Source organism: Colwellia psychrerythraea, from assembly GCF_000764225.1.
In the GTDB taxonomy this organism is placed as follows: Bacteria; Pseudomonadota; Gammaproteobacteria; order Enterobacterales; family Alteromonadaceae; genus Colwellia; species Colwellia psychrerythraea_D.
The window spans coordinates 149357-168948 of sequence record NZ_JQED01000003.1 but is presented as its reverse complement, the minus strand read 5'-3'; the positions used below and the strand labels follow the sequence as shown (position 1 = coordinate 168948).

Genomic DNA, 19592 nt, shown 5'->3' with positions numbered 1-19592 from the left:
AGGAATAATAGAGGGTTACAAATATTTCAACTCACTTGTAAACTTGAATTATTTTTTCTTAAGATATCGCACTAACTTACTTTCAGGCAAAGGCTTACTGACAAAGTAACCTTGTACAGCGTCACAACCTAAATGACGCAGTAGGTTGAGCTGTTCAACCGTTTCAACACCTTCAGCTAAAACTCTTTTACCTAAACCATGCGAAAGGTCTACCATTGATTTAACAATCGTCATATCTGAATCATTAATTGCGACTTCATTAATAAAACTTCGATCTATTTTTATTTTATCTATAGGTAAGTCGCGTAAATATGCTAACGAAGAATAACCGGTGCCAAAGTCGTCAATAGAAACTTTAATTCCCATATTTTGCAGTTTTACAATACTATCCATTGCCCTAGTGATATCAGTCATCACTACGTTTTCAGTAATTTCTAATTCAATATATTTGGAAGGGATACCATATTTATTCAGTAACATTTGAATATTGGTAACCAGCTGTTCATTTTGAAACTCGACCGCCGTTATATTTACCGCTATAGCCACACGTCTCTTATATTGTTTGAACCAGCGTTCGCTAGCTAAGCAAGCTTTAGTTAAAATATAGTTATCAAATTCATTGTGCATGCCTAACGATTCAAGTTCAGTTAAAAAGTCTCCTGGTGACAGCAAGCCCTTCTCAGGATGCTGCCAACGAACTAAAGCTTCGACCCCTTCTAGTTTATTGGTAAATAAGTTTAATTGCGGCTGGTAGTAGAGTATGAACTCATCATTTGCAATTGCCGATCTTAACTGTTTCTCCATCAAGACTAAATGTCGCCCTTGCGCCTGCATACCCTCTTCAAAAGCTACGGAAGGAATATTATTGGTCTCAGCGTGATGTAGTGCAAGGTTGGCTTTTTGTAATAGGTCTTCCGATTTATCAGCATCATCAGGGTAAAAACAATAACCGACACTACCTTGAATTGTGATTTCTTGTTGCTCATAACGAAAACAACGCTCGATAAGTTCATGAATATGACTCACCGCTCTGTCGACGTGTGATGATTGTTCAAATTCAATAACAAACATAAAGGAGTCGCCGCTCAAGCGACCGACCGCTTGGGGTATGAATACACTTTGGTTCAGACGATTGGCGATCTCCCCTAATATGTAATCTCCAACTTTTAAACCATAGGTATCATTTATAAATTTAAACTGCTTTATGTCAATTAAAAAAATAGCCAGTTTTAACTGTACCTTATTTCTTTGATTGACCTGTGTCAGCTCTTGCATTTTATCTGACAACTTTGCCATCACTTGTCCGCGATTAAGTGCCCCAGTCAATGAGTCATGCTTACCAAGGTATTGTGCTCTACTGATCGCACTCAATGTGGCAAAGCGCTCAGCGCCTTGCATCCAAATAAGTAAGGTAAAACCAAGGATACTATGTGCGGCAACATCAAAATATAAAAGAAATAACTCTAATTGATGAAACCAAGGCTCCGTAACAGCAACAATTGAAATGAAGGAATGTAATAAAAAGCGCAAGCCAAAAATGGCAGAAAAACACATTAAAACTTGGCTTGAAAAATAGTTCTTTTTGTCAAATAGAAGATAACAGCCTAAAGAAAGAAAAGTACATCCAAAGATGAAACTAGGCAGGCTTATTGTTAAATAAAAGTGATTAAATGCTTGGCTTGGATCAAAAGCAAAAGCGACAGTCGAGATAACGCTAAGTAATACAATGACAGCAACCCCCATCATTAATATTTCTTTAGACAACTCTTTATTTTTTTTTGCTATATAAATGCCAAAGATTAGGAAAATCAAGAAGGAATACTGGCAAATTTGTAGTAATAACTCCGCGAATACTTGCCAAGAATCACTGGAAACATTACGACTAGAATAGGGAACAAATGACTTGATTAAGTAACTAACATTTAGTGCCGCTAAACTCATTAACCAATATTTAACATATTTACGCGAAAAAGTGCGATAAAAAATATAGAAGACAAATATTAGTACTGAAAAAACCACAGTTTGTGTCGAAAATAAAAAAGTTCGTGGTGTTATATATTCAATCATGTAGAAAATTTGGTCATAGCTATTTAATATACCTTTCAGGAACGTCTATTTTGTTAAAGTACTGTAGGCTAATTCTGTAAACACGAGTGCTATTAAAGAGGCTTTTATCTTTAAATTCAAGTCCTAGTCAATAAATATATAATAGGTTTTATTATTAACATAACAATATATACTGACATAGCCCCTAATCTTCAGACTAATGAGAACTGACATGCAATATAATACCTCTGAATTATGTGACTTTTACGCCGATTTGATTGATGTTGTTGATCCCATTTTTTGTAATTATGGTGGGCGGAGCTCATTTGCTGGAAAAGTGGTTACGTTAAAGTGTTTTGAACATTTAGGCTTGATCAATGAACTGGTTGCCTTCAATGGTACAGGTAAAGTATTAGTTATTGACGGTGGTGGCTCGACTAGACGAGCACTTATTGACTTAAGTATTGCCCGATGTGCTGCTAATAATGGTTGGGAAGGGATTATTTGTTATGGCAGTGTACGTGATGTAGATGCTTTAGAGAGCCTAGATATTGGCATACAAGCCCTTGGCGCAATTCCTGTCGGCGCAAGTGAAGAGGATACTGGAGAAACAGATATTGCGATCAATTTTGCTGGAGTGACCTTATTACCTGATGACCATATCTATGCTGATAATACGGGTATTATATTATCACCTGAAGCATTAGATCTTGAATGAATTGCAGCCTAACTACAATAGTGATCTCCGTCTATTCGCTTTAGTAGATAGATGGTCTAACTTCTGGCGGAATAGATTCAGGGTGTTGTAAATACCACTTCTCTAACCAAATTTCCACCTCCTCGGGTACGACGCCTGGGTGAATAATATCTCCCTGAATTAATTCACCTCCCATAGCGATATAAGCCTCCGAGGCATCATGCCTATCAATATCAGTACCAATAAGTGGGATTTTCATACTACGAGTTAATGTCACAAGTGAATTTGTAATGGCCTTATCTACCCGATTACTACTATCATTGGTTAATTGTTGGCAATTTATTTTAAGTTGATGAATTGCCATTTTTCTGACATAGCGTAACGATTCATAACTGCCAGAAAAATTAGCAATGGAAATTTTGATATCCAATGATTTCAGTTGATCGATGATAACTTTAACGCGATGACTGGCACTAAGCATTACTTTCTCACTCAGCTCAATCATCAAGTATTTACCAGCAATGTCATATTCTGATAACTGCTGCTCAATATAATCAACTAAATCCACTTCAAATAAGCTTTCATTAGACAAAGTAACAGAAATACTTTGATGTACGCCTATTCGATGCAAAGTATATAGCGTTGAAAATGCTATGTTAATCATATGTTTTGTTAAGAAATATAGCTCTCCGCTATGCTCAGCAAGCTCTGAAAATTCATCTAACTCTAATGGTTTAATAACATTATTTTCATACCAATGAACCTTTAATTGAAAGCCTGCAATTTGCTGATTCTTGACATTGACTTGCGGCTTTAAATAGCAAAATAGTTTTTCTTCTTGAATATCTTTACGAATGGCTTCCATTCGGGCAAGTTTAACTTGGTTAAATGAAATGCTGCTATTGTCAAAATAATTAATTTGCCGTTGTTTCTCTATGCCATTAAGTAAAGCATCGCCAGCATGAGCGGTTAGTTCATTAAAATCATCACCATTCTCACCTGAAAGAGCAATACCAAAAGCCAGCTCAAAATTTAAAGAAAAGCTTTTAAAGCTCATTGCATCGGGTACACCATCAGCTAATTGGTGACACAATTCATTAAGTATACTTTTATCATCAAAACGACTATCCGTTAAATTATAAATAACCAAAAACTGTAGGCTTTGTAAACGAGCAATGCGCACAGGATTAGACTCAAGTCCAAAGTTTAATAAGCTAATATCTTCTGCAATTCGTTGTTGTAAACAGTACGCGAGCTGCAACAGCAACAAGTCAGAATTATGAAACCCCAGTAAACTATTTACTTGCTGAAAGTTAATAGGCTTGAATACAACAGCAGCATAACGCTGCCCAGTGTCAGCCTTGATAGCTGCTTGAAACGCTTTTAGGGCATGCTGCGCTGTTGGTAAATTTGTTGTCGGATCTTGGGTATAAGAAATCAGCTCCTCAGCACTAAGAGCAATCCTATTGTCATTAAGGGCGCTTGGGTTAAAGATTTTATCAAGACAAAATAAAGTTAAAAACAAGGCAGTAATAACGGCAATGATATAGCAAACGACAACGATCAAACTAATAGGTAGTTTATCACTATAGAGTTGTGCAAAAAGTGAAGAGAGAGCAACAATTACCATTACAATAATCAGTAATGTAAAGTACTTTGCATTTGAACGATTCATAAGTAATCACCTATCCGAGGAGATTATGTCAAGGCAAGTTGCTACCCTAATAAAATAATGACCTTTTGTACAGAGATACTAGTGGCTGTTGAACTTTCGCGGTTAAATTTTGTTCGAGATAAAAGCGTTTTAATCGCGGCGAGTAGTGTGTAGCCTAGTTACTCTAAGCAAATACTATTCAACAATGAGTAAGACGCTTTTAGCCGAATCCTTCGGACAGCGTTTGTTGGTCATTTTGACGGCGTTATCGCCCTTTTATGTGGAATAACCACATGACAAAGGCTCCGCCTTGTATAAATACCCAACAAAACGCTGCAAAAACAATCTCGAAAGATCAACAGACCCTAAATTATTAACGTATTATTTTTGTTGAAGACTCGTCTTATTCTGGCCAGCATTAGACAGCTGAGCGTATTCATCTTCAACAGTTAAAAGGCATCAACTAAAAAAAGAAAGCCATTCAAATTGTCACTAGACCAGTAACGTTTTAACTGCTTATTACTGGTAATTAGCATAGCTATAAATTTTTTATAAGCGGACTTGTCTTGATTTTCAAAACACTTTTGACATATAGCTTTTAGTCGACCTTTTCCTTTCAAGCACTCTTGAAAGATAATACTGTAGTTGTTAATTAATGGACTAATTAACTCGGCATGGATTAACAGTTGTTCCATCTCATTCGATTTGGCATAAATTGATAAACGTTTTAATCTTTCTTTTGCAAATTCTTGCTCACGGGTAGCAACTAGTGTCATCGTATCGACTAATAATTTATTTTCCCTACGGATAGAGGAACTGTCACGTTGCTGTGTTATGAGTTTTCTCTGTAATTTCTCTGAACGAAAAAAGAAGTAAATACTAATTAATACAAAAACAAGTGTTATAACTGAAACAAGAAACATTAAGGTACCTTAGAAGAATTAACTTGCGAGATATTAACAGATTCAGCAATGCGTGCCAAAAATAGATACGGGTCAATATCTTTAAAATCAGCCATATTTACAGAGTATTTCATTGCGACAGTAAAATCGCCTAAATTTGCAAAGGATCTTGTATTTATCGCTTGCACTAGTTTATCAAGTTTATCATTTGCTTCTTGATTACTTTGATGCTCAAAAAGCAGTAAATACTCCCCTTCATTTAACATGCCCACATAATCAAAGTCTTTAATGTATTCGTTGATTACGCTGGCCAAATCTTTAGTCACTTCATCAATACTTTTCTTATTAAAATGAAAAATAATTTCCTGCCAATTTTCAACAACAAGATAACCAACATTCAGAGGGTATTGAAATTTTCTGGCCTTTTTGAAGACTAATTGATAGTTAAACTTTGTTTGCATAGGAGTCGGCATAGCGTAGCTTGGCTTTTCAACTTCCTCATAGGCCAAATTTACTTTTTTCACTCTTAATTTCCAAAACAGTGCAATTATGATGAGTAATAAAATAGACGTAACTGCTGATAAAGTAATAATAACTGCTCGTTGTTTTTGATACTTTCCAGTAAAACTGCTCGATAATTCGCTGCTTTCTGCTAATTTAACAGCAAGCCGTTTTGACTCTTCAACAGGTTCAACTCTGGCTACTTTGCCCACAGCTAGATGAGATAACCCCTGCACTATACTGAAGGATTTCTTTTTATTATTGAGTTTAAAAAGTAATATTTGGCTATATTTGTCCCGCCAGCGATAAGCCAATTGATAATTGCCTTGCGAAAAATACATTTCTGCAACCATTCGATAAAAGCCGGTATATTCCAAAGCGATGTCCTTGCCATTAAGCAGCTTCACTACTTCAACTAATAAGCCATAACCCTCGCTAATTTGGTTATCGCTTAATTTAGCACTTACCAGAGCAACTGACGCCTCTATTCGTTCAGCAAGCATATTATGTTGATTAAAGATATCAATTGCTTGTTGTAAAGGTTCAAATGCCGCACTAAATTGCCCTTGTGCTATTAACACAATGCCTAACCACCTATCGGCATGAGCAGCATTAATCGTTGCACCATTGTGAAGTGCAGACTTTTTAGACTCCCAAAAAACATTATATGCATCATCAAACCGCTGTAAATAAAAATAGGCATACCCTAAATATAAGTAGGTTTGAGCAATATTCTTTTTTTGTCCCATTTCAAATCTTAATTTTAAAATTTTCAACTGCATCGTTAGCGAGGTTTGGTAGTCACCTAGATGGTGATAAGCCAATGCCAAAATAGTTAATAACTCGATATGCTCTGTCAGATCACTTTTACTAATACTCAATTCAACTTGTTGTAAGTCAACTAAAGCTTGCTGGTGTTTTCCTAACATTGAAAATGCGACACTCCGGTAACTTAACGAGAGTATTCGATATTTAATACTACGGCTATATTCACTATTTCTAACAGCTTCTTGAGTTACTTCTAACAGCTTTTTATATTCTTTTTTAGCAACATAGACATCTGCTAATTTGAACAATAGTGCCAGCTTAATTTTTTTATCTAAGCTATTGGCAGCTAATCCCTTCTTGGCAAAGTCAAAAACTTCATTAATATTTCCTTGATTGCTAGCAACCCTTGCAGAGAGTAAATAAACTTTGGCAAGAATATCATTTGAGTAATACTGATGATCGTTAATGATTTTTTCAGACAGGGAATGTACCGTATCAAAGTCAATGCCTTCATCATTTACTTTCGATAGTTGCTGTACTTGATTACTTAAAACAGCTTGCTCTGAAGCTGGTTGAGCAAGCGTTATAGCGATTAAAAAAAAAGAAAATAACTGCACTTTTAACATAAATACAAAAAACAGAAAAAACCTTTTTATCGTCATATCTATACCGTTAGTAATTGAAAAATCAAACATTGGATCTTATCCAATAATACTCATCACTCTTTTTACCTTATAAAGGTAAACAAAAGTAGCCTTTTCTGTTTACATTTATTGGATTCGTCTTATAATAATGAGATTGAGCTACCAAGCTTGATAAGGGCAAATCTAATGAAAGTTAGAGACGCAAAGTTACCGGTCTAAAGGGAAACCTATGATAGCGGGACTGCAATTTTTGATATAGTGGGGGCTTATCTTAATTTGATAATTCACTATCTGTTTCTTCCGGTTTCTTTGCGTGGCCTCTTCCTCGAAACTTCTGAATTTATCACTCGGCTTCCAACAGTAATAATCGATTAACTAAGACTTATAAGTCACTAATAAATATTCTAGTGTTGCATCTACGTGTGGAAGTAAGAGCCTAACGTCATATTTTCTAGAGCAGGCTCACACTAAATCTATCATTACTGCTTAGAGCGTTTACTTTATAGCTTTGTCACACCATTACTTTTGTCATTTATATACTGTGTTATAAGTTTATCCAACATAGACAATGGCATTGAACCATGCTTGAGTAGCTGATCATGGAACTCTCTTAAATCAAAATGTTCACCTAATGTTTGTTCAGCTTCTTTTCGTAAACGCTTAATAGTTAATTCGCCAATTTTGTAAGATAATGCTTGTCCAGGCCATGAGATATATCGGTCTATCTCTGTTTTTACATTATGCAAAGACAAAGCCGTATTACTGGCTAAAAACTCCATAGCTCGTGCTCGACTCCATCCTTGGGTATGCATTCCGGTATCCACAACTAAGCGGCAGGCGCGCCACATTTCATAAGTTAAACGGCCAAAGTTGTGATAAGGATCTTCATACATACCTGCTTCTATGCCTAGGTATTCAGAGTATAACCCCCAACCTTCACCAAAAGCTGAAATGTAAGTTCGATTCCTGAATTTAGCAACATCCTTCATTTCTTTTGCCAGCGATATCTGCAAATGGTGTCCTGGCACAGCTTCATGCAAAGTTAGTGCAGTTAAGACATAAAGTGGTCGTCGGTCTAGTCGATAAGTATTGACCCAATAATTCCCGGGTTGGTCATCTCGTGCTGAACCGGCGTATCGTCCAGTAGTGTATTTAGGTGCAATATTGTCTGGTACAGCCATCACACCATAAGGCGTTCTTGGTAGGGTTTTAAATAAAGAAGGTAGTTTTGCATCCATCTTTTTAGCAATAAAAGAGGCTTCTTTTAATAACTCTGTTGGCGTGGAGGCATAAAATTGAGGGTCTTTACGTAAAAATTCAACAAATTCACTGAAGCTTCCAGAAAAGTTTACCTGTGCAATGATGGCTTCCATTTCAGCTCGGATACGTTTAACTTCTGCCAATCCCTGCTGATGTACTTGCATTGCAGTCATAGGTAATGTGGTATAATGTTCAAGCCTATTTTGGTAATACTCTTTGCCATTAGTTAGTGAACTAGCAGCAATATTATCCCGAGCATTTGGCTGATATTCATTAACCATAAAATCGTAATAAGCCTTATATGCTGGCATCACTTTAGCACTTAATACTTGCTTAGCTTGTTGTCGTAACTCTTCCTTCTGACTTGGCTTAATAAATACTGACATTTTACTAAATGGTTGGTAATACGAACTTTCAGTGACATCTTCTTTTATATAAGCCGCAATTGATTGTTCAAATCCTTCAAGGACTACTTTCGGTTGGCTAATACCTGCTTGCAAACCTTTCTTCATCCAATAAATTTGTTGAGAAAAATACGCAGGTAGTAAAGATAAACGCACTAAATAATCTTGATAATCCGCAAAGGTTTTAAACTCTACCTGCTTAGAAATGTTAGCAATCCACACATGAAAGCCCGACTCTGCGGTAAGCGGCATGTAGTGTTCATTGTTAGTGTAGCTATCTAACTGGTTTTTTAAACTGTAGCTGAGCACAGAAAAGTTTATTTGATTCTCTTGTGTCAACTTTTCATTATCTAATGCGATTAACTGCTGATAAATAGCCAAACCTTGTTGATATTGCGCCAGTAGAAATTCCTCTGATAAATCAGGTAGTTTAGCGTTATTACCTGCAATCTTAGGTTGATTAAACGGACTTGACTTTAAATAAAAAGCTTCATGAGTCTGAATAATATCGGCTAGTTGTTGATCCGTACTAATATTCTTTTCTGTTGAGTTGGCTGCATAGCTGTAATTTATCAGGCAGATATTAAGCAGTAAAAACACTATGTGAGTGGCGAAGTTTTTCATTAAAAGTACTCAAAATAGGAAGGAGCATGATAATGAAATATCATCATGCCAAAATAGGGGTTTAGTAATAAAGCTATAACTTGAAAAAAAGTTCTCTGTATACTTTTAATTCAGCAATTGATTCTTTGATGTCGTCTAAGGCCAAGTGAGCACCTGTTTTAACAACAGACTCTAATACTTCAGGTTTCCACCGTCTCGCCAGCTCTTTTATTGTACTAACATCTAGGTTTCGGTAATGAAAGTGGTCTTCAAAATCAGGCATGTATTTATTAATAAACCGTCTATCTTGGCCTATGCTATTACCACACATCGGTGACTTTCCTTGTGGAACCCATTCTTGAACAAATGCCAAGCTTTGTTCTGTTGCTTGAGCCAAACTCACATTACTGTCGCGGCAACGTTGAGTTAATCCTGAATTACCATGATGTTCAACACACCAAGGGTTCATATTATTCAACACATCATCAGTTTGGCTAATAGCAAATACTGGCCCTTGCGCTAAAATATTTAACTGACTATCAGTAATAATGATAGCGATCTCTAAGATTACATCTTCAGCAGGTTCAAGCCCTGTCATTTCCAAATCAAGCCAAATTAAATTACTGTCGTTACCTGCCATAACCTTCCCTTAAAAAAATGCACAAGCATTCGTATATAATTGTTAGTATAATACGCCAGAACCAAGTCGGGTCAAATTAAATGTTGGATCAAATTAAATCATATGAATACATTACATGGCTAAGGCAAAAAAACTGACCAAGGGTCAGCAAAGGCGTATTAAAGCCAATCATGATAAAAAGCTTCAAGGCAAAAATGCTAAAAATAAAGATAAAGTGATATGGAATGATGATGATTTAGCCGCTCCTGAACATGGGGTTATTATTAGTCGATTTGGCCAACATGCAGATGTTGAAAATGAGCACGGTGAAATATTTCGTTGTAACTTACGCCGTTCCATAGGCTCTCTGGTATGTGGCGATAAAGTACTATGGCGTTTAGGCAAAGAAACTCAGCATAGCATCACAGGTATCATTGAAGCTGTACATGAACGTGACTCAGTACTGAGCCGTCCCGATGTTTATGATGGTGTTAAGCCTATAGCCGCAAATATAAGTCAAATTCTGATTGTCTCTTCAGTATTGCCTGTTTTTAATAGCGATATTATTGACCGATATCTGGTTGCTGCGGAACAAACAGGAATTACTCCTGTCATTGTTTTGAATAAAACAGATTTATTGAGCAGTATTACCAGTGATGAGCAAGAGAAAATAGCCCAGCAATTAAAAATTTATCAAGATATTGGCTATCAAGTACTTTACGCTAGCAGTAAATCGCGAGATGGCATTAGCGAACTAAAAACGCAGCTTTCACAGCACACTAGCATTTTTGTTGGTCAATCAGGTGTTGGAAAATCGACCTTAGTTAATGCACTTATGCCTGATTTAGGACTATTAACACAAGAGGTTTCGGAAAATTCAGGCTTGGGTCAACACACCACAACCGTGGCTCGCTTATACCATTTTGATGAAGGTGGTGATTTAATTGACTCCCCCGGAATTCGCGAGTTTGGCTTGTGGCATTTAACACCTGAACAAGTTTGCCATGGTTTTGTTGAATTCTCTGACTTTCTTGGCTTATGCAAGTTTAGAGATTGTAAACATCAAACCGATCCCGGTTGTGCGCTAATCGCCGCAGGGAAAAATGAACAGATCAACCCAGCTCGCTTAGCAAGTTTTCAACGTATATTAGCCAGCCTCAATGACAATAAATTAACCTCACGCTTTAATAATTAAGGAAAAATGAGTGTCTTCAAAAAATAGTTTTAGCGATAAAATCAAAATCACCCTCCAGTACATTATGCCCAAGCATGCTATTTCTCGTTTAGCAGGCAAGTTAGCCGAAGCTAAAATGGGATGGTTAACCACTAAGCTTATCAGTATGTTTATTAAGGCTTATGGTATTAATATGAATGAAGCCAAGCTCAAAAAGGCCAGTGACTTTGACACCTTCAATAATTTTTTCACTCGCGAACTAGAAGAAGGTGCGCGAACTATTAATAATGACGAAAGCACTATCTGTTACCCTGTTGATGGGGCAATTAGCCAGCAAGGAGATATTATTGACGGCCAGCTTATACAAGCAAAGGGCTTCAACTATAGCGTAACGTCTTTGCTCGGTGGAGACGAAAAAACAGCAGCACCTTTTCAAGGTGGAAAATTCTCTTGTATCTATTTAGCACCAAAAGATTATCACCGGATTCATATGCCAATTGCTGCGACTTTACGAGAAATGATTTATGTGCCAGGTGAGCTATTTTCAGTGAATCCTTTAACCGCTCGAAATGTACCAGATCTGTTTGCGAGAAATGAACGCGTAGTTGCTATTTTTGATACTGAAATGGGTGAGATGGCCATGGTATTAGTTGGTGCTACGATTGTTGCAAGTATAGAAACAACTTGGGCAGGTACAATTACCCCTCCCGCAGGAAAAGATATATTTAGATGGCAGTATCCTAAAGATGGGGCTGATGCGATTACCTTTAACAAAGGTGATGAGATGGGTCGCTTTAAATTAGGATCTACCGTTGTTAGTACCTTCGCACCTAAAATGCTGGCTGATTTTGCCCCTGATGCGGGTCCGGGTAAAGTAACTCGACTAGGTGAAGTTTATGCTTCACTTGATCAAAGTAAAACATAACGGGCAATAAACAGACATCAAACAAAACGGTTGCTCATTTAGTGTACTCAATATAAGCTTAGAGTAAATACGATCTGATTCGTATATTCTTTACGCTTATATTCAATAACTATATAAATAAAATTACAAAATAAGGGACAAGTACATGGCGCAAGAAAATCCTACAGTAAAACCTACACAGGCTGAGTTAACTTTACTTAATGTGCTGTGGAAGATGGGTCCCGCGACTGTAAGACAAGTCCACGAAGTAGTTAGCCAAACACAAAAGACAGGCTACACAACGGTATTAAAAATACTACAAATTATGCATGACAAATCGCTTGTTATACGCGATGAGAGTAATCGTGCTCACGTGTACGCTGCAGCCAACAGCCAAACTCAAACTCAATCATCACTTATTAAAGATTTAATCAGTAAAGCTTTTGGAGGCTCTACTTCAAAATTAGTCATGCGTGCTATTGATGATTCAACTAGCGAACAAGAAATTAATGATATTCGCCAGTTATTAAACTCCTTAGAAAAGTAAGAAAAATAAACTTTAACTATGCTTGAACAATTATTTAACAGTCCTTTTTTATATAGCTTATCGCTGACCTTAGTGCATTTTTTATGGCAAGGTTTTTTTGTGGCATTTATTTTAAAGTCGCTGTTATTTATAATTGATAAAAACAAATCAAAGCTGCGTTACACATTAGCAACATTGGCAATGTTATCAAATGCATTGCTTGCCATGCTCACCTTTACCATGGTGTACCCTGACACGAATGCGGGCATAAATAGTTACCTCAGTCCTATTCCCTTAACAAGCTTAGTTAATGAGTTAACTCAACAAAATGCCCTGTTAACTTATCAGGAACTAATACCTTCTGTTTTAGCTTATTCATTGCCTTATATTTCATTACTATGGTTAGTGACCATTATAATTCTGTCTAGCAAGCTACTCATTGAAATTCGTAATGTAAATAACCTACCAATGCATTCGAGTATATCTCCCTCTTTGGCTTTATCGGCACGGTTTGATGAATTGGCCAAACAAATAAAGTTAGCAAAAACACCAAAACTACTTATTTCTCTCAAAGCAGAAGTACCCATGGCAATAGGATGGTTAAAGCCAGTGGTATTACTACCAGCGAGCATGGTGACTGGTTTAAACTCAGCTCAACTTGAAATGCTTATTTTGCATGAACTTGCACATATCCGTCGCCATGATTATTTAGTTAATTTTTTACAAACATTGATCGAATTACTCTTTTTCTTCCATCCTTGTGTGCACTGGATTGGTAAACAAATGCGTAATGAACGTGAGTATTGTAGCGATGATATTGCTGTTCAACATTGTGGGGATGCCATAGCATACGCACATACCCTAACTGATACTGCCTCTTTATGCGCTAAAAACCACTTTCATACTATTCCAACCATGGCAATGGCAGCATCAGGAGGGGATTTAAAAGAAAGAGTACTTCGCCTTGTTGATCACCATTGTGCACCAACAAATAATACGAGTAAGTGGTTAGCTGCAGCAAGCCTACTTTTTGCGCTTGCATTATTGAGCGTAAATCAATTATTGACTATGCCTTTTGCTCAACAGCTGAACAACCAATTTCCTTGGCAAGAACAATCTATTGTTAGTAGTAATTTTGCCAGCAAAGCCATTACAGCAATGAACTTTAATCAAACCAATAGAGACAATCAGAGTGCAACGCTATTAAATGACTCTATTGCTCAGCAGCTGCTTCGCAGCAAAGACTCACAACCTATTGATTCAGCCACAGAAATAGCCGAACGTCAGCGTATTTCAACTTTACCAGTAAATAATGAAGCTGGATTTACTGCAGCTATTGTAGAACCTATTGCCATCAGTAATGATCAAAACGTCATTAAAACAGAAGCTGCAATTGAATATAATAAGCTCGCTACTATTAAAACTCACAATAAGGTAGCTTCAGCTGATAACCAAGCCTTAGCGAATATAGAAGAAAACATTCCGAGTAATAGCAGTGCAAGCACTCTACTGCCAGCGACAAAGTCTGACTTGTTAAGTGCCAATAATAGCTTATCGTCTTCCACTAAGGTGCAACAACTAACGACAACAAAACCACTAGATACATTAACGCTATCGTCGAATGAGACAAGCAAGTCAATGACACAGACAGCTCTGATAAATGAGCAGGCCTCAAGTAATAAAAAAGATGCATACCGTCAACTTTCTTATAAGCAAGAAGTTTACAAACTAGCAGAACAAAATAAGCGCTATCAAGCTTCAAGTGCCATTAGCAAAGACAATAAACTAGCACCAAAGGCACTTGACGTAGCACCATCGAAAAATGAAGCCGTAAAAGTAGCAACTTCATTTGAAGCAAAATTACTCAATTCTATTAATCCTGTTTATCCAAATCTTGCAAAACGTCGCGGCTTAGAAATGGAAGTTAAAGTAGATTTCACAATAGATCGCGATGGTAAGGTTAAAGACATTAACTTTTCCCAGCAAAGTAAGCTGATTTATTTCAAATCAGCTATTCGCTCAGCTATTCGTAAGTGGCGATTTAGCCCGGCAGTGATAAACAATCGTAAAGTTGAAAGTAAAATGAGTAAAATATTCTCTTTCAGCTTACATGCCTAGTAATCAAAACAAATAAGATTACGCCCAACCGCGTAATATTTTAGCTGTATTTCCTGAAATAACTAAAACCAAGTATTCAGAAAATAGGTATATTTTGAGTAAACACTACATGTTTAATCCACAAAATTGCATCGGTGATAATCAGCCAGATGAAATGTCCCTTTTTTGGCAAAAAGGCCAATTTGAATTTTTTTCTGGAACGGATGGAGTAAACATTCACTATGCCCAGTTTATTCAAGAGAAAGAAGAATACCTTACAATAGTTATTGTACCAGGCCGTTGTGAAAGCTACTTAAAATACCAAGAACTGGCATTTAATTTATATTGCCAAGGTTACAGTATTTTTATTATAGATCATCGAGGTCAGGGGTTGTCAGGAAGAATGCTGCAAAACCCCAACAAAGGTTATGTTACTAAGTTTCAAGACTATGTTGATGACTTAAAATATTTCATCGAAAATATTGTCATGCCTCAATCATTGGAAAAGCCTTACTTATTAGCTCACTCAATGGGTGGTACCATTGCAACACGCTATATGCAAGACTGCCCTAATGCAATCAAAGCGGCTGTGATCTCCTCACCCATGTTGGGTTTTTATTCTGCTTTCTTACCTAGTAGTTTAGCTAAGATGTTGGTAGCAATTAAACTGAAGTTCAATAATATAATCAGCAAGACTCCTTGGTACTTTTTTGGGCAAAAAAACTACGCTCCTAAAGGTTTTACTGAGAATAAATTGACTCATTCTACAGAACGCTATCACTCTTTTGTCAACTTATATCAAAAGAATAAAACCATCCAACTCGGTGGCGTTACCACTCACTGGTTAGCACAAAGCATCAAAGCTCAAAAAGAGCTTTTTGCTAAAATGACTCAGCTTAAAACACCTATATTGTTACTCCAAGCAGGTAGCGATACTATCGTTTGCCAACAAGCACAAGATGACTTTTGCCAGCAGTTGCATACCTTACGACCACAATCATGCCCAAATGGGCTGCCAATTAGAATTGATAACGCCTTTCATGAACTATTTTTCGAAACCAATGAGTTGAGAAATAAGGCAATAACACAAAGCCTTGCTTGGTTTAAGCAGCATAACTAGTGCTTTATAGGACTTTAAACGAGAGGTAAAACGCTATTTAGACTGGCCACTTTGCACTACAGAGCTAGGATCTTGATGAATAAAAACTTCACAAGGTGTAAATGCTTGGCAAATTTCCGCCTCAATCTCATCGCCTATACTATGCGCTTCTAATAAAGATAAATGATCACTTAACTCTAAATGAAATTGAATAAATCTTTGTGCCCCTGACTGTCTCGTTCGAAGCTCATGAATACCCATTGCTTGCTTATGCTTCAAGACAATCGTTTTTATTCTCGACAATTCTTCGTCACTTAATTCGCTATCCATCAACTGGGATACACTTTGGATCATAATTTGGCCTGCACCAAAGACAAGGTAAAGAGCAACGAGTATGGTGAAGACACCATCAGCTTGTAACCATATTCCTTGACTCAATATAACTGCAGCTAAAACCCCCAAATTTAGAAACAAATCAGATTGGTAATGCAATGCATCACCACTGATAATAATTGAGCCAGTACGCTTGATTACGTAGCGTTGAAAGGCAACTAAAATAAGTGTTAATGCAATAGAAATAATGGTTACCCAAATAGCAACTTCACTTCGCATGATCACTTGCGGATTAAGCAACCGAGATACGCCACTAAAAATTAGCAATATAGCAGAGCCAAGCACAAAAGAAGCTTGTACTAACCCCGCTAAACTTTCAGCTTTACCATGTCCGAAAGTATGTTCTTTATCTGCTGGGGCCAAAGCAAATCGTAAGATGACTATGCTCATTATCGAAGCAAATAAATCTAAAATAGAGTCTGTGGTAGAGGCAAGCATGGCACTAGAGTCAGTAACAAGCCAAGCATACAGCTTAATCAATACTAAAATCAAAGCAATAGAAGTGGAAAATATTGCGGCTAAACGAACCCAAAATGCATAATCATCTGTTGTGCTTTTTGTTGCCATAGCTAATCCTTGGAAAATTAAAGTTTGAACGTCAGTACTCGTTAACCGAATATTAATAAAGAGATAGTTAAGGTATTGAATTATAACATCTAAAAAATTTAAATAGTGCAAGATTACTCATCTTTATTGATCCGTTACAAATTTAGCTTTGAAAGAATGCTTGTTGTAAATGAATTGACCATTAAAAGCTGTAAAAATCATCGCTAGATAAATATATATTAAGCGGAGTACAGGTTAGTTATAATAACAAAAATTTAATTACATGATGATTGATATGCTAGATGTTGTTCTTTTTCAACCCCAAATCCCGCCAAATACAGGTAATATAATTCGCTTATGCGCAAACTCAGGTTTTCGATTGCATTTGATTGAACCATTAGGTTTTGATTTAGATGATAAAAAACTACGCCGTGCGGGGCTAGACTATCATGAATTTGCCGCTATACAGCGCCATGCTAGTTTTGATTCATTCATTGAGAAAGAGCAACCTAAACGCGTATTAGCAATCACCACTAAGACCGATAATTTTTATGGTGATATCAGTTTTACTACCGGTGATTATTTGTTGTTTGGTTCAGAAACCGGCGGGTTACCAGAGGAAGTGCGGGCAAAAATTCCTGATGAAAATAAACTTAGAATTCCAATGCTAAAAGAAAGTCGTAGTATGAACCTATCAAATGCCACAGCCGTGATAGTTTATGATGCATGGCGCCAATTAGGCTTCCCTAACGCCGTATAGAAAAAACTTATAAAAATCAAAGGGTAACTGTAAATAAAACTAGTGAATTTACAGTTATTCCAATCAGTATTTATTTACTAGCAAATGAGCTTATTCAAATTTCTTATCACGAGAAAGTAAATCAGCGGCTGCTAATTTGGCATTTTTTCCACAATAAAGTACTTGATAGACTTGCTCAACAATTGGCATTTCAACATCATGTCGCTGAGCTAGCATGTAAACTTCTTTAGTATTTCGGTAGCCTTCTACGACTTGTCCGATATCAGTTATTGCTTGTTCAACTTCATTGCCTTGACCTAGTGCTAAGCCAAATCGGCGATTGCGTGATTGATTATCTGTACAAGTTAATACTAGATCACCTAGACCTGCCATCCCCATAAAAGTCGCGGGTTCAGCATTTAGTGCTAAACCTAAACGAGTCATTTCAGCTAATCCACGAGTAATTAATGCGGTACGAGCATTAGCACCAAAGCCAATGCCATCAGCAATTCCAGCGGCAATAGCGATCACATTTTTTACTGCACCACCAAGTTGCACGCCTATAAAGTCTTTATTAGAGTAGACACGAAAACGCTTTTCGCAATGCAGTAAGTCAGATAATTCTGCCACAAACTCATCATCTTCAGAAGACAATGAAATGGCGGTTGGTAAGCCTGAAGCCATTTCTTTAGCAAACGTTGGCCCAGATAACACAGCTAAAGTCATATTATCGCCAAGTACCTGTCTCGCAACATTCTGCAATAAATCACCTGTTTGTGGATCTAGCCCTTTAGTTGCCCAAGCAATTTTTGCATTGTTGGTTAACATAGGTTTAATTTGCTTTAACATATCCGCAAAGGCATGACTTGGTACGACTACCAATAGATTATCACTAGCTTGCACTGCTTTTTCTAAATCGGCTTCTATCGCTAAATTTTCAGGAAAAGGACAGCCCGCAAGATACTTATTATTTTCTCTATCTTGCGACATAGCGGTGACATGGTGTGCATCACGTCCCCATAATAAGGTTTTATGACCATTTCTGGCTAAACAAATTGCTAGAGCGGTGCCATAAGAGCCTGCACCCAGCACAGTAATTTTTGCAGCTAAAGACATATATAACCCTAATTTTTAAGCTAATGATATTTTTTTGATTATTGCTATTAACTAGTGTGTTTCGCTGCTTTGTGCCACGTTCTCTTGTGTTGCACGTTGTTGTACGTAAGAAGCGTATAAACCTTCAAAATTCACAGGTGACAAGTTAAATTGTGGGAAAGAACCACGGTTAACTAAACTGGCTACTGTTTCACGAGCATACGGAAATAATGTAGTTGGACAGAAAGCGCCAATAGTATGTGCCAATTGTGCTTCAGGTAAATTACCAATTGTAAAGATACCTGCTTGCTGAACTTCAGCTAAAAAGGCGGTTTTCTCTTCAACTGTGGCAGTAACCGTTACCGATAAAACAACTTCGTAAGTATTATCAGCTAACTTAGTTGAACGAGTATCAAGATCTAATTGGATTTCAGGTTTCCAATCTAGTTGAAATACAGCTGGAGAGTTGGGTGTTTCAAAAGAAACATCTTTAGTATAAATACGTTGAATGGCGAATTCTGGAGATTGTTGTGCTGCTTCACTGTTTTCTACTTGGTTTTCTTCAGCCATGAGTGGCTCCTTTAATATATTTTTTTAATTGAATTTATTATTTCGCGTCTAATAGCGCGTCTAATTGATTGGTTCTTTCTAGGCCGACTAACTGATCACAACCGCCAATATGAACATCATTGATAAATATTTGTGGCACTGTATAACCGCCATTACTGCGTTCAATCATGGTGCTACGCATTGCCATATCAGCATCAATTTTAATTTCATTATATTCTGTCTGCTTACTCTTTAATAAGGCAACAGCATGAGTACAATAAGGGCAATATTCTTTAGTATATATTTCAACTTTTGCCATGTTAATCACTCTTTATTTTCGATTTTAAGGATAACGATGATTGCGTTAAATAG

At 36.9% G+C, this 19592-nt stretch carries 17 protein-coding genes, 1 pseudogene and 1 riboswitch; of the genes and pseudogenes, 8 read left to right on the top strand and 10 right to left on the bottom strand.

The features are described 5' to 3' along the window. Positions 1-48: 48 nt before the first annotated feature. Positions 49-1941, bottom strand: coding sequence for a putative bifunctional diguanylate cyclase/phosphodiesterase (locus tag ND2E_RS0121120; protein WP_190277790.1), 1893 nt, complete (start codon positions 1939-1941; stop codon positions 49-51). Between the two features lie 337 nt (positions 1942-2278). On the opposite strand from ND2E_RS0121120, the gene rraA reads away from it, so the two are divergent. After that, entirely contained in the window at positions 2279-2764 is a 486-nt protein-coding gene (gene rraA / locus ND2E_RS20435) for a ribonuclease E activity regulator RraA (protein WP_033091945.1), read from the top strand. A gap of 40 nt (positions 2765-2804) precedes the next feature. Here rraA and ND2E_RS20440 read toward each other — a convergent pair whose 3' ends face one another. Then, positions 2805-4418, bottom strand: a complete 1614-nt coding sequence (locus ND2E_RS20440) for an EAL domain-containing protein (RefSeq protein WP_033091944.1) — start codon at positions 4416-4418, stop codon at positions 2805-2807. Positions 4419-4563: 145 nt separating this feature from the next. On the opposite strand from ND2E_RS20440, the pseudogene ND2E_RS23250 reads away from it, so the two are divergent. Then, positions 4564-4791, top strand: a pseudogene (locus ND2E_RS23250) (hypothetical protein). Between the two features lie 55 nt (positions 4792-4846). On the opposite strand, the gene ND2E_RS20445 reads toward ND2E_RS23250, so the two are convergent. From ND2E_RS20445 to orn, 4 genes are all read right to left on the bottom strand, one after another. Continuing rightward, entirely contained in the window at positions 4847-5320 is a 474-nt protein-coding gene (locus tag ND2E_RS20445; protein WP_190277789.1) for a hypothetical protein, read from the bottom strand. Continuing rightward, positions 5320-7263, bottom strand: coding sequence for a tetratricopeptide repeat protein (locus ND2E_RS20450; protein ID WP_033091943.1), 1944 nt, complete (start codon positions 7261-7263; stop codon positions 5320-5322). Before ND2E_RS20450 ends, ND2E_RS20445 begins: the two co-directional genes overlap by 1 nt. A 115-nt stretch (positions 7264-7378) precedes the next feature. Further along, a riboswitch (cyclic di-GMP riboswitch) is annotated at positions 7379-7461 on the top strand. A gap of 251 nt (positions 7462-7712) precedes the next feature. Then, entirely contained in the window at positions 7713-9500 is a 1788-nt protein-coding gene (locus ND2E_RS20455) for a DUF885 domain-containing protein (RefSeq protein ID WP_052056164.1), read from the bottom strand. 73 nt (positions 9501-9573) lie between these two features. Further along, positions 9574-10119, bottom strand: a complete 546-nt coding sequence (orn, locus tag ND2E_RS20460; protein WP_033091942.1) for an oligoribonuclease — start codon at positions 10117-10119, stop codon at positions 9574-9576. A gap of 115 nt (positions 10120-10234) precedes the next feature. On the opposite strand from orn, the gene rsgA reads away from it, so the two are divergent. From rsgA to ND2E_RS20485, 5 genes are all read left to right on the top strand, one after another. Further along, positions 10235-11293 carry a small ribosomal subunit biogenesis GTPase RsgA gene (rsgA, locus tag ND2E_RS20465; protein ID WP_033091941.1) on the top strand — a complete coding sequence of 353 codons (1059 nt, stop codon included), beginning with the start codon at positions 10235-10237 and terminating at the stop codon, positions 11291-11293. Between the two features lie 64 nt (positions 11294-11357). Further along, on the top strand, positions 11358-12197 hold the full coding sequence (gene asd / locus ND2E_RS20470) for an archaetidylserine decarboxylase (protein ID WP_033092189.1): 840 nt from the start codon (positions 11358-11360) through the stop codon (positions 12195-12197). 145 nt (positions 12198-12342) lie between these two features. After that, a complete protein-coding gene (locus tag ND2E_RS20475) occupies positions 12343-12723 on the top strand; it encodes a BlaI/MecI/CopY family transcriptional regulator (RefSeq protein WP_033091940.1) in 381 nt (126 codons plus the stop codon). Between the two features lie 99 nt (positions 12724-12822). Further along, complete coding sequence (locus ND2E_RS20480) at positions 12823-14820, top strand: M56 family metallopeptidase (RefSeq protein WP_223303499.1); 1998 nt, start codon at positions 12823-12825, stop codon at positions 14818-14820. A gap of 109 nt (positions 14821-14929) precedes the next feature. Then, a complete protein-coding gene (locus ND2E_RS20485; RefSeq protein WP_223303498.1) occupies positions 14930-15919 on the top strand; it encodes an alpha/beta fold hydrolase in 990 nt (329 codons plus the stop codon). Between the two features lie 33 nt (positions 15920-15952). On the opposite strand, the gene ND2E_RS20490 is transcribed toward ND2E_RS20485, so the two are convergent. Further along, on the bottom strand, positions 15953-16858 hold the full coding sequence (locus ND2E_RS20490; RefSeq protein WP_033091937.1) for a cation diffusion facilitator family transporter: 906 nt from the start codon (positions 16856-16858) through the stop codon (positions 15953-15955). 274 nt (positions 16859-17132) lie between these two features. On the opposite strand from ND2E_RS20490, the gene trmL reads away from it, so the two are divergent. Continuing rightward, positions 17133-17597: a tRNA (uridine(34)/cytosine(34)/5-carboxymethylaminomethyluridine(34)-2'-O)-methyltransferase TrmL gene (trmL, locus tag ND2E_RS20495; protein WP_033092188.1), complete on the top strand. Its 465-nt coding sequence runs from the start codon at positions 17133-17135 to the stop codon at positions 17595-17597. Between the two features lie 90 nt (positions 17598-17687). On the opposite strand, the gene gpsA is transcribed toward trmL, so the two are convergent. The 3 genes from gpsA to grxC are packed head-to-tail and all read right to left on the bottom strand — an operon-like array spanning position 17688 to position 19539. Continuing rightward, positions 17688-18692, bottom strand: a complete 1005-nt coding sequence (gpsA, locus tag ND2E_RS20500) for an NAD(P)H-dependent glycerol-3-phosphate dehydrogenase (protein WP_033091936.1) — start codon at positions 18690-18692, stop codon at positions 17688-17690. Between the two features lie 51 nt (positions 18693-18743). After that, the gene (gene secB / locus ND2E_RS20505) at positions 18744-19241 is read right to left on the bottom strand and encodes a protein-export chaperone SecB (RefSeq protein WP_033091935.1); all 498 of its coding nucleotides are present in this window, start codon (positions 19239-19241) and stop codon (positions 18744-18746) included. A gap of 37 nt (positions 19242-19278) precedes the next feature. Further along, on the bottom strand, positions 19279-19539 hold the full coding sequence (grxC, locus tag ND2E_RS20510; protein ID WP_033091934.1) for a glutaredoxin 3: 261 nt from the start codon (positions 19537-19539) through the stop codon (positions 19279-19281). Positions 19540-19592 lie beyond the last annotated feature (53 nt).

Bases quoted from the DNA above. Each gene is read 5' to 3' on its own strand.
- asd (WP_033092189.1), top strand. From the start codon at position 11,358: ATGCCCAAGCATGCTATTTCTCGTTTAGCAGGCAAGTTAGCCGAAGCT.
- rraA (WP_033091945.1), top strand. From the start codon at position 2,279: ATGCAATATAATACCTCTGAATTATGTGACTTTTACGCCGATTTGATT.
- ND2E_RS20440 (WP_033091944.1), bottom strand. From the start codon at position 4,418: ATGAATCGTTCAAATGCAAAGTACTTTACATTACTGATTATTGTAATG.
- orn (WP_033091942.1), bottom strand. From the start codon at position 10,119: ATGGCAGGTAACGACAGTAATTTAATTTGGCTTGATTTGGAAATGACA.
- ND2E_RS20490 (WP_033091937.1), bottom strand. From the start codon at position 16,858: ATGGCAACAAAAAGCACAACAGATGATTATGCATTTTGGGTTCGTTTA.
- ND2E_RS20485 (WP_223303498.1), top strand. From the start codon at position 14,930: ATGTTTAATCCACAAAATTGCATCGGTGATAATCAGCCAGATGAAATG.
- ND2E_RS20475 (WP_033091940.1), top strand. From the start codon at position 12,343: ATGGCGCAAGAAAATCCTACAGTAAAACCTACACAGGCTGAGTTAACT.
- grxC (WP_033091934.1), bottom strand. From the start codon at position 19,539: ATGGCAAAAGTTGAAATATATACTAAAGAATATTGCCCTTATTGTACT.
- trmL (WP_033092188.1), top strand. From the start codon at position 17,133: ATGCTAGATGTTGTTCTTTTTCAACCCCAAATCCCGCCAAATACAGGT.
- secB (WP_033091935.1), bottom strand. From the start codon at position 19,241: ATGGCTGAAGAAAACCAAGTAGAAAACAGTGAAGCAGCACAACAATCT.
- ND2E_RS0121120 (WP_190277790.1), bottom strand. From the start codon at position 1,941: ATGAGTTTAGCGGCACTAAATGTTAGTTACTTAATCAAGTCATTTGTT.
- ND2E_RS20455 (WP_052056164.1), bottom strand. From the start codon at position 9,500: ATGAAAAACTTCGCCACTCACATAGTGTTTTTACTGCTTAATATCTGC.
- rsgA (WP_033091941.1), top strand. From the start codon at position 10,235: ATGGCTAAGGCAAAAAAACTGACCAAGGGTCAGCAAAGGCGTATTAAA.
- ND2E_RS20445 (WP_190277789.1), bottom strand. From the start codon at position 5,320: ATGTTTCTTGTTTCAGTTATAACACTTGTTTTTGTATTAATTAGTATT.
- ND2E_RS20450 (WP_033091943.1), bottom strand. From the start codon at position 7,263: ATGTTTGATTTTTCAATTACTAACGGTATAGATATGACGATAAAAAGG.
- gpsA (WP_033091936.1), bottom strand. From the start codon at position 18,692: ATGTCTTTAGCTGCAAAAATTACTGTGCTGGGTGCAGGCTCTTATGGC.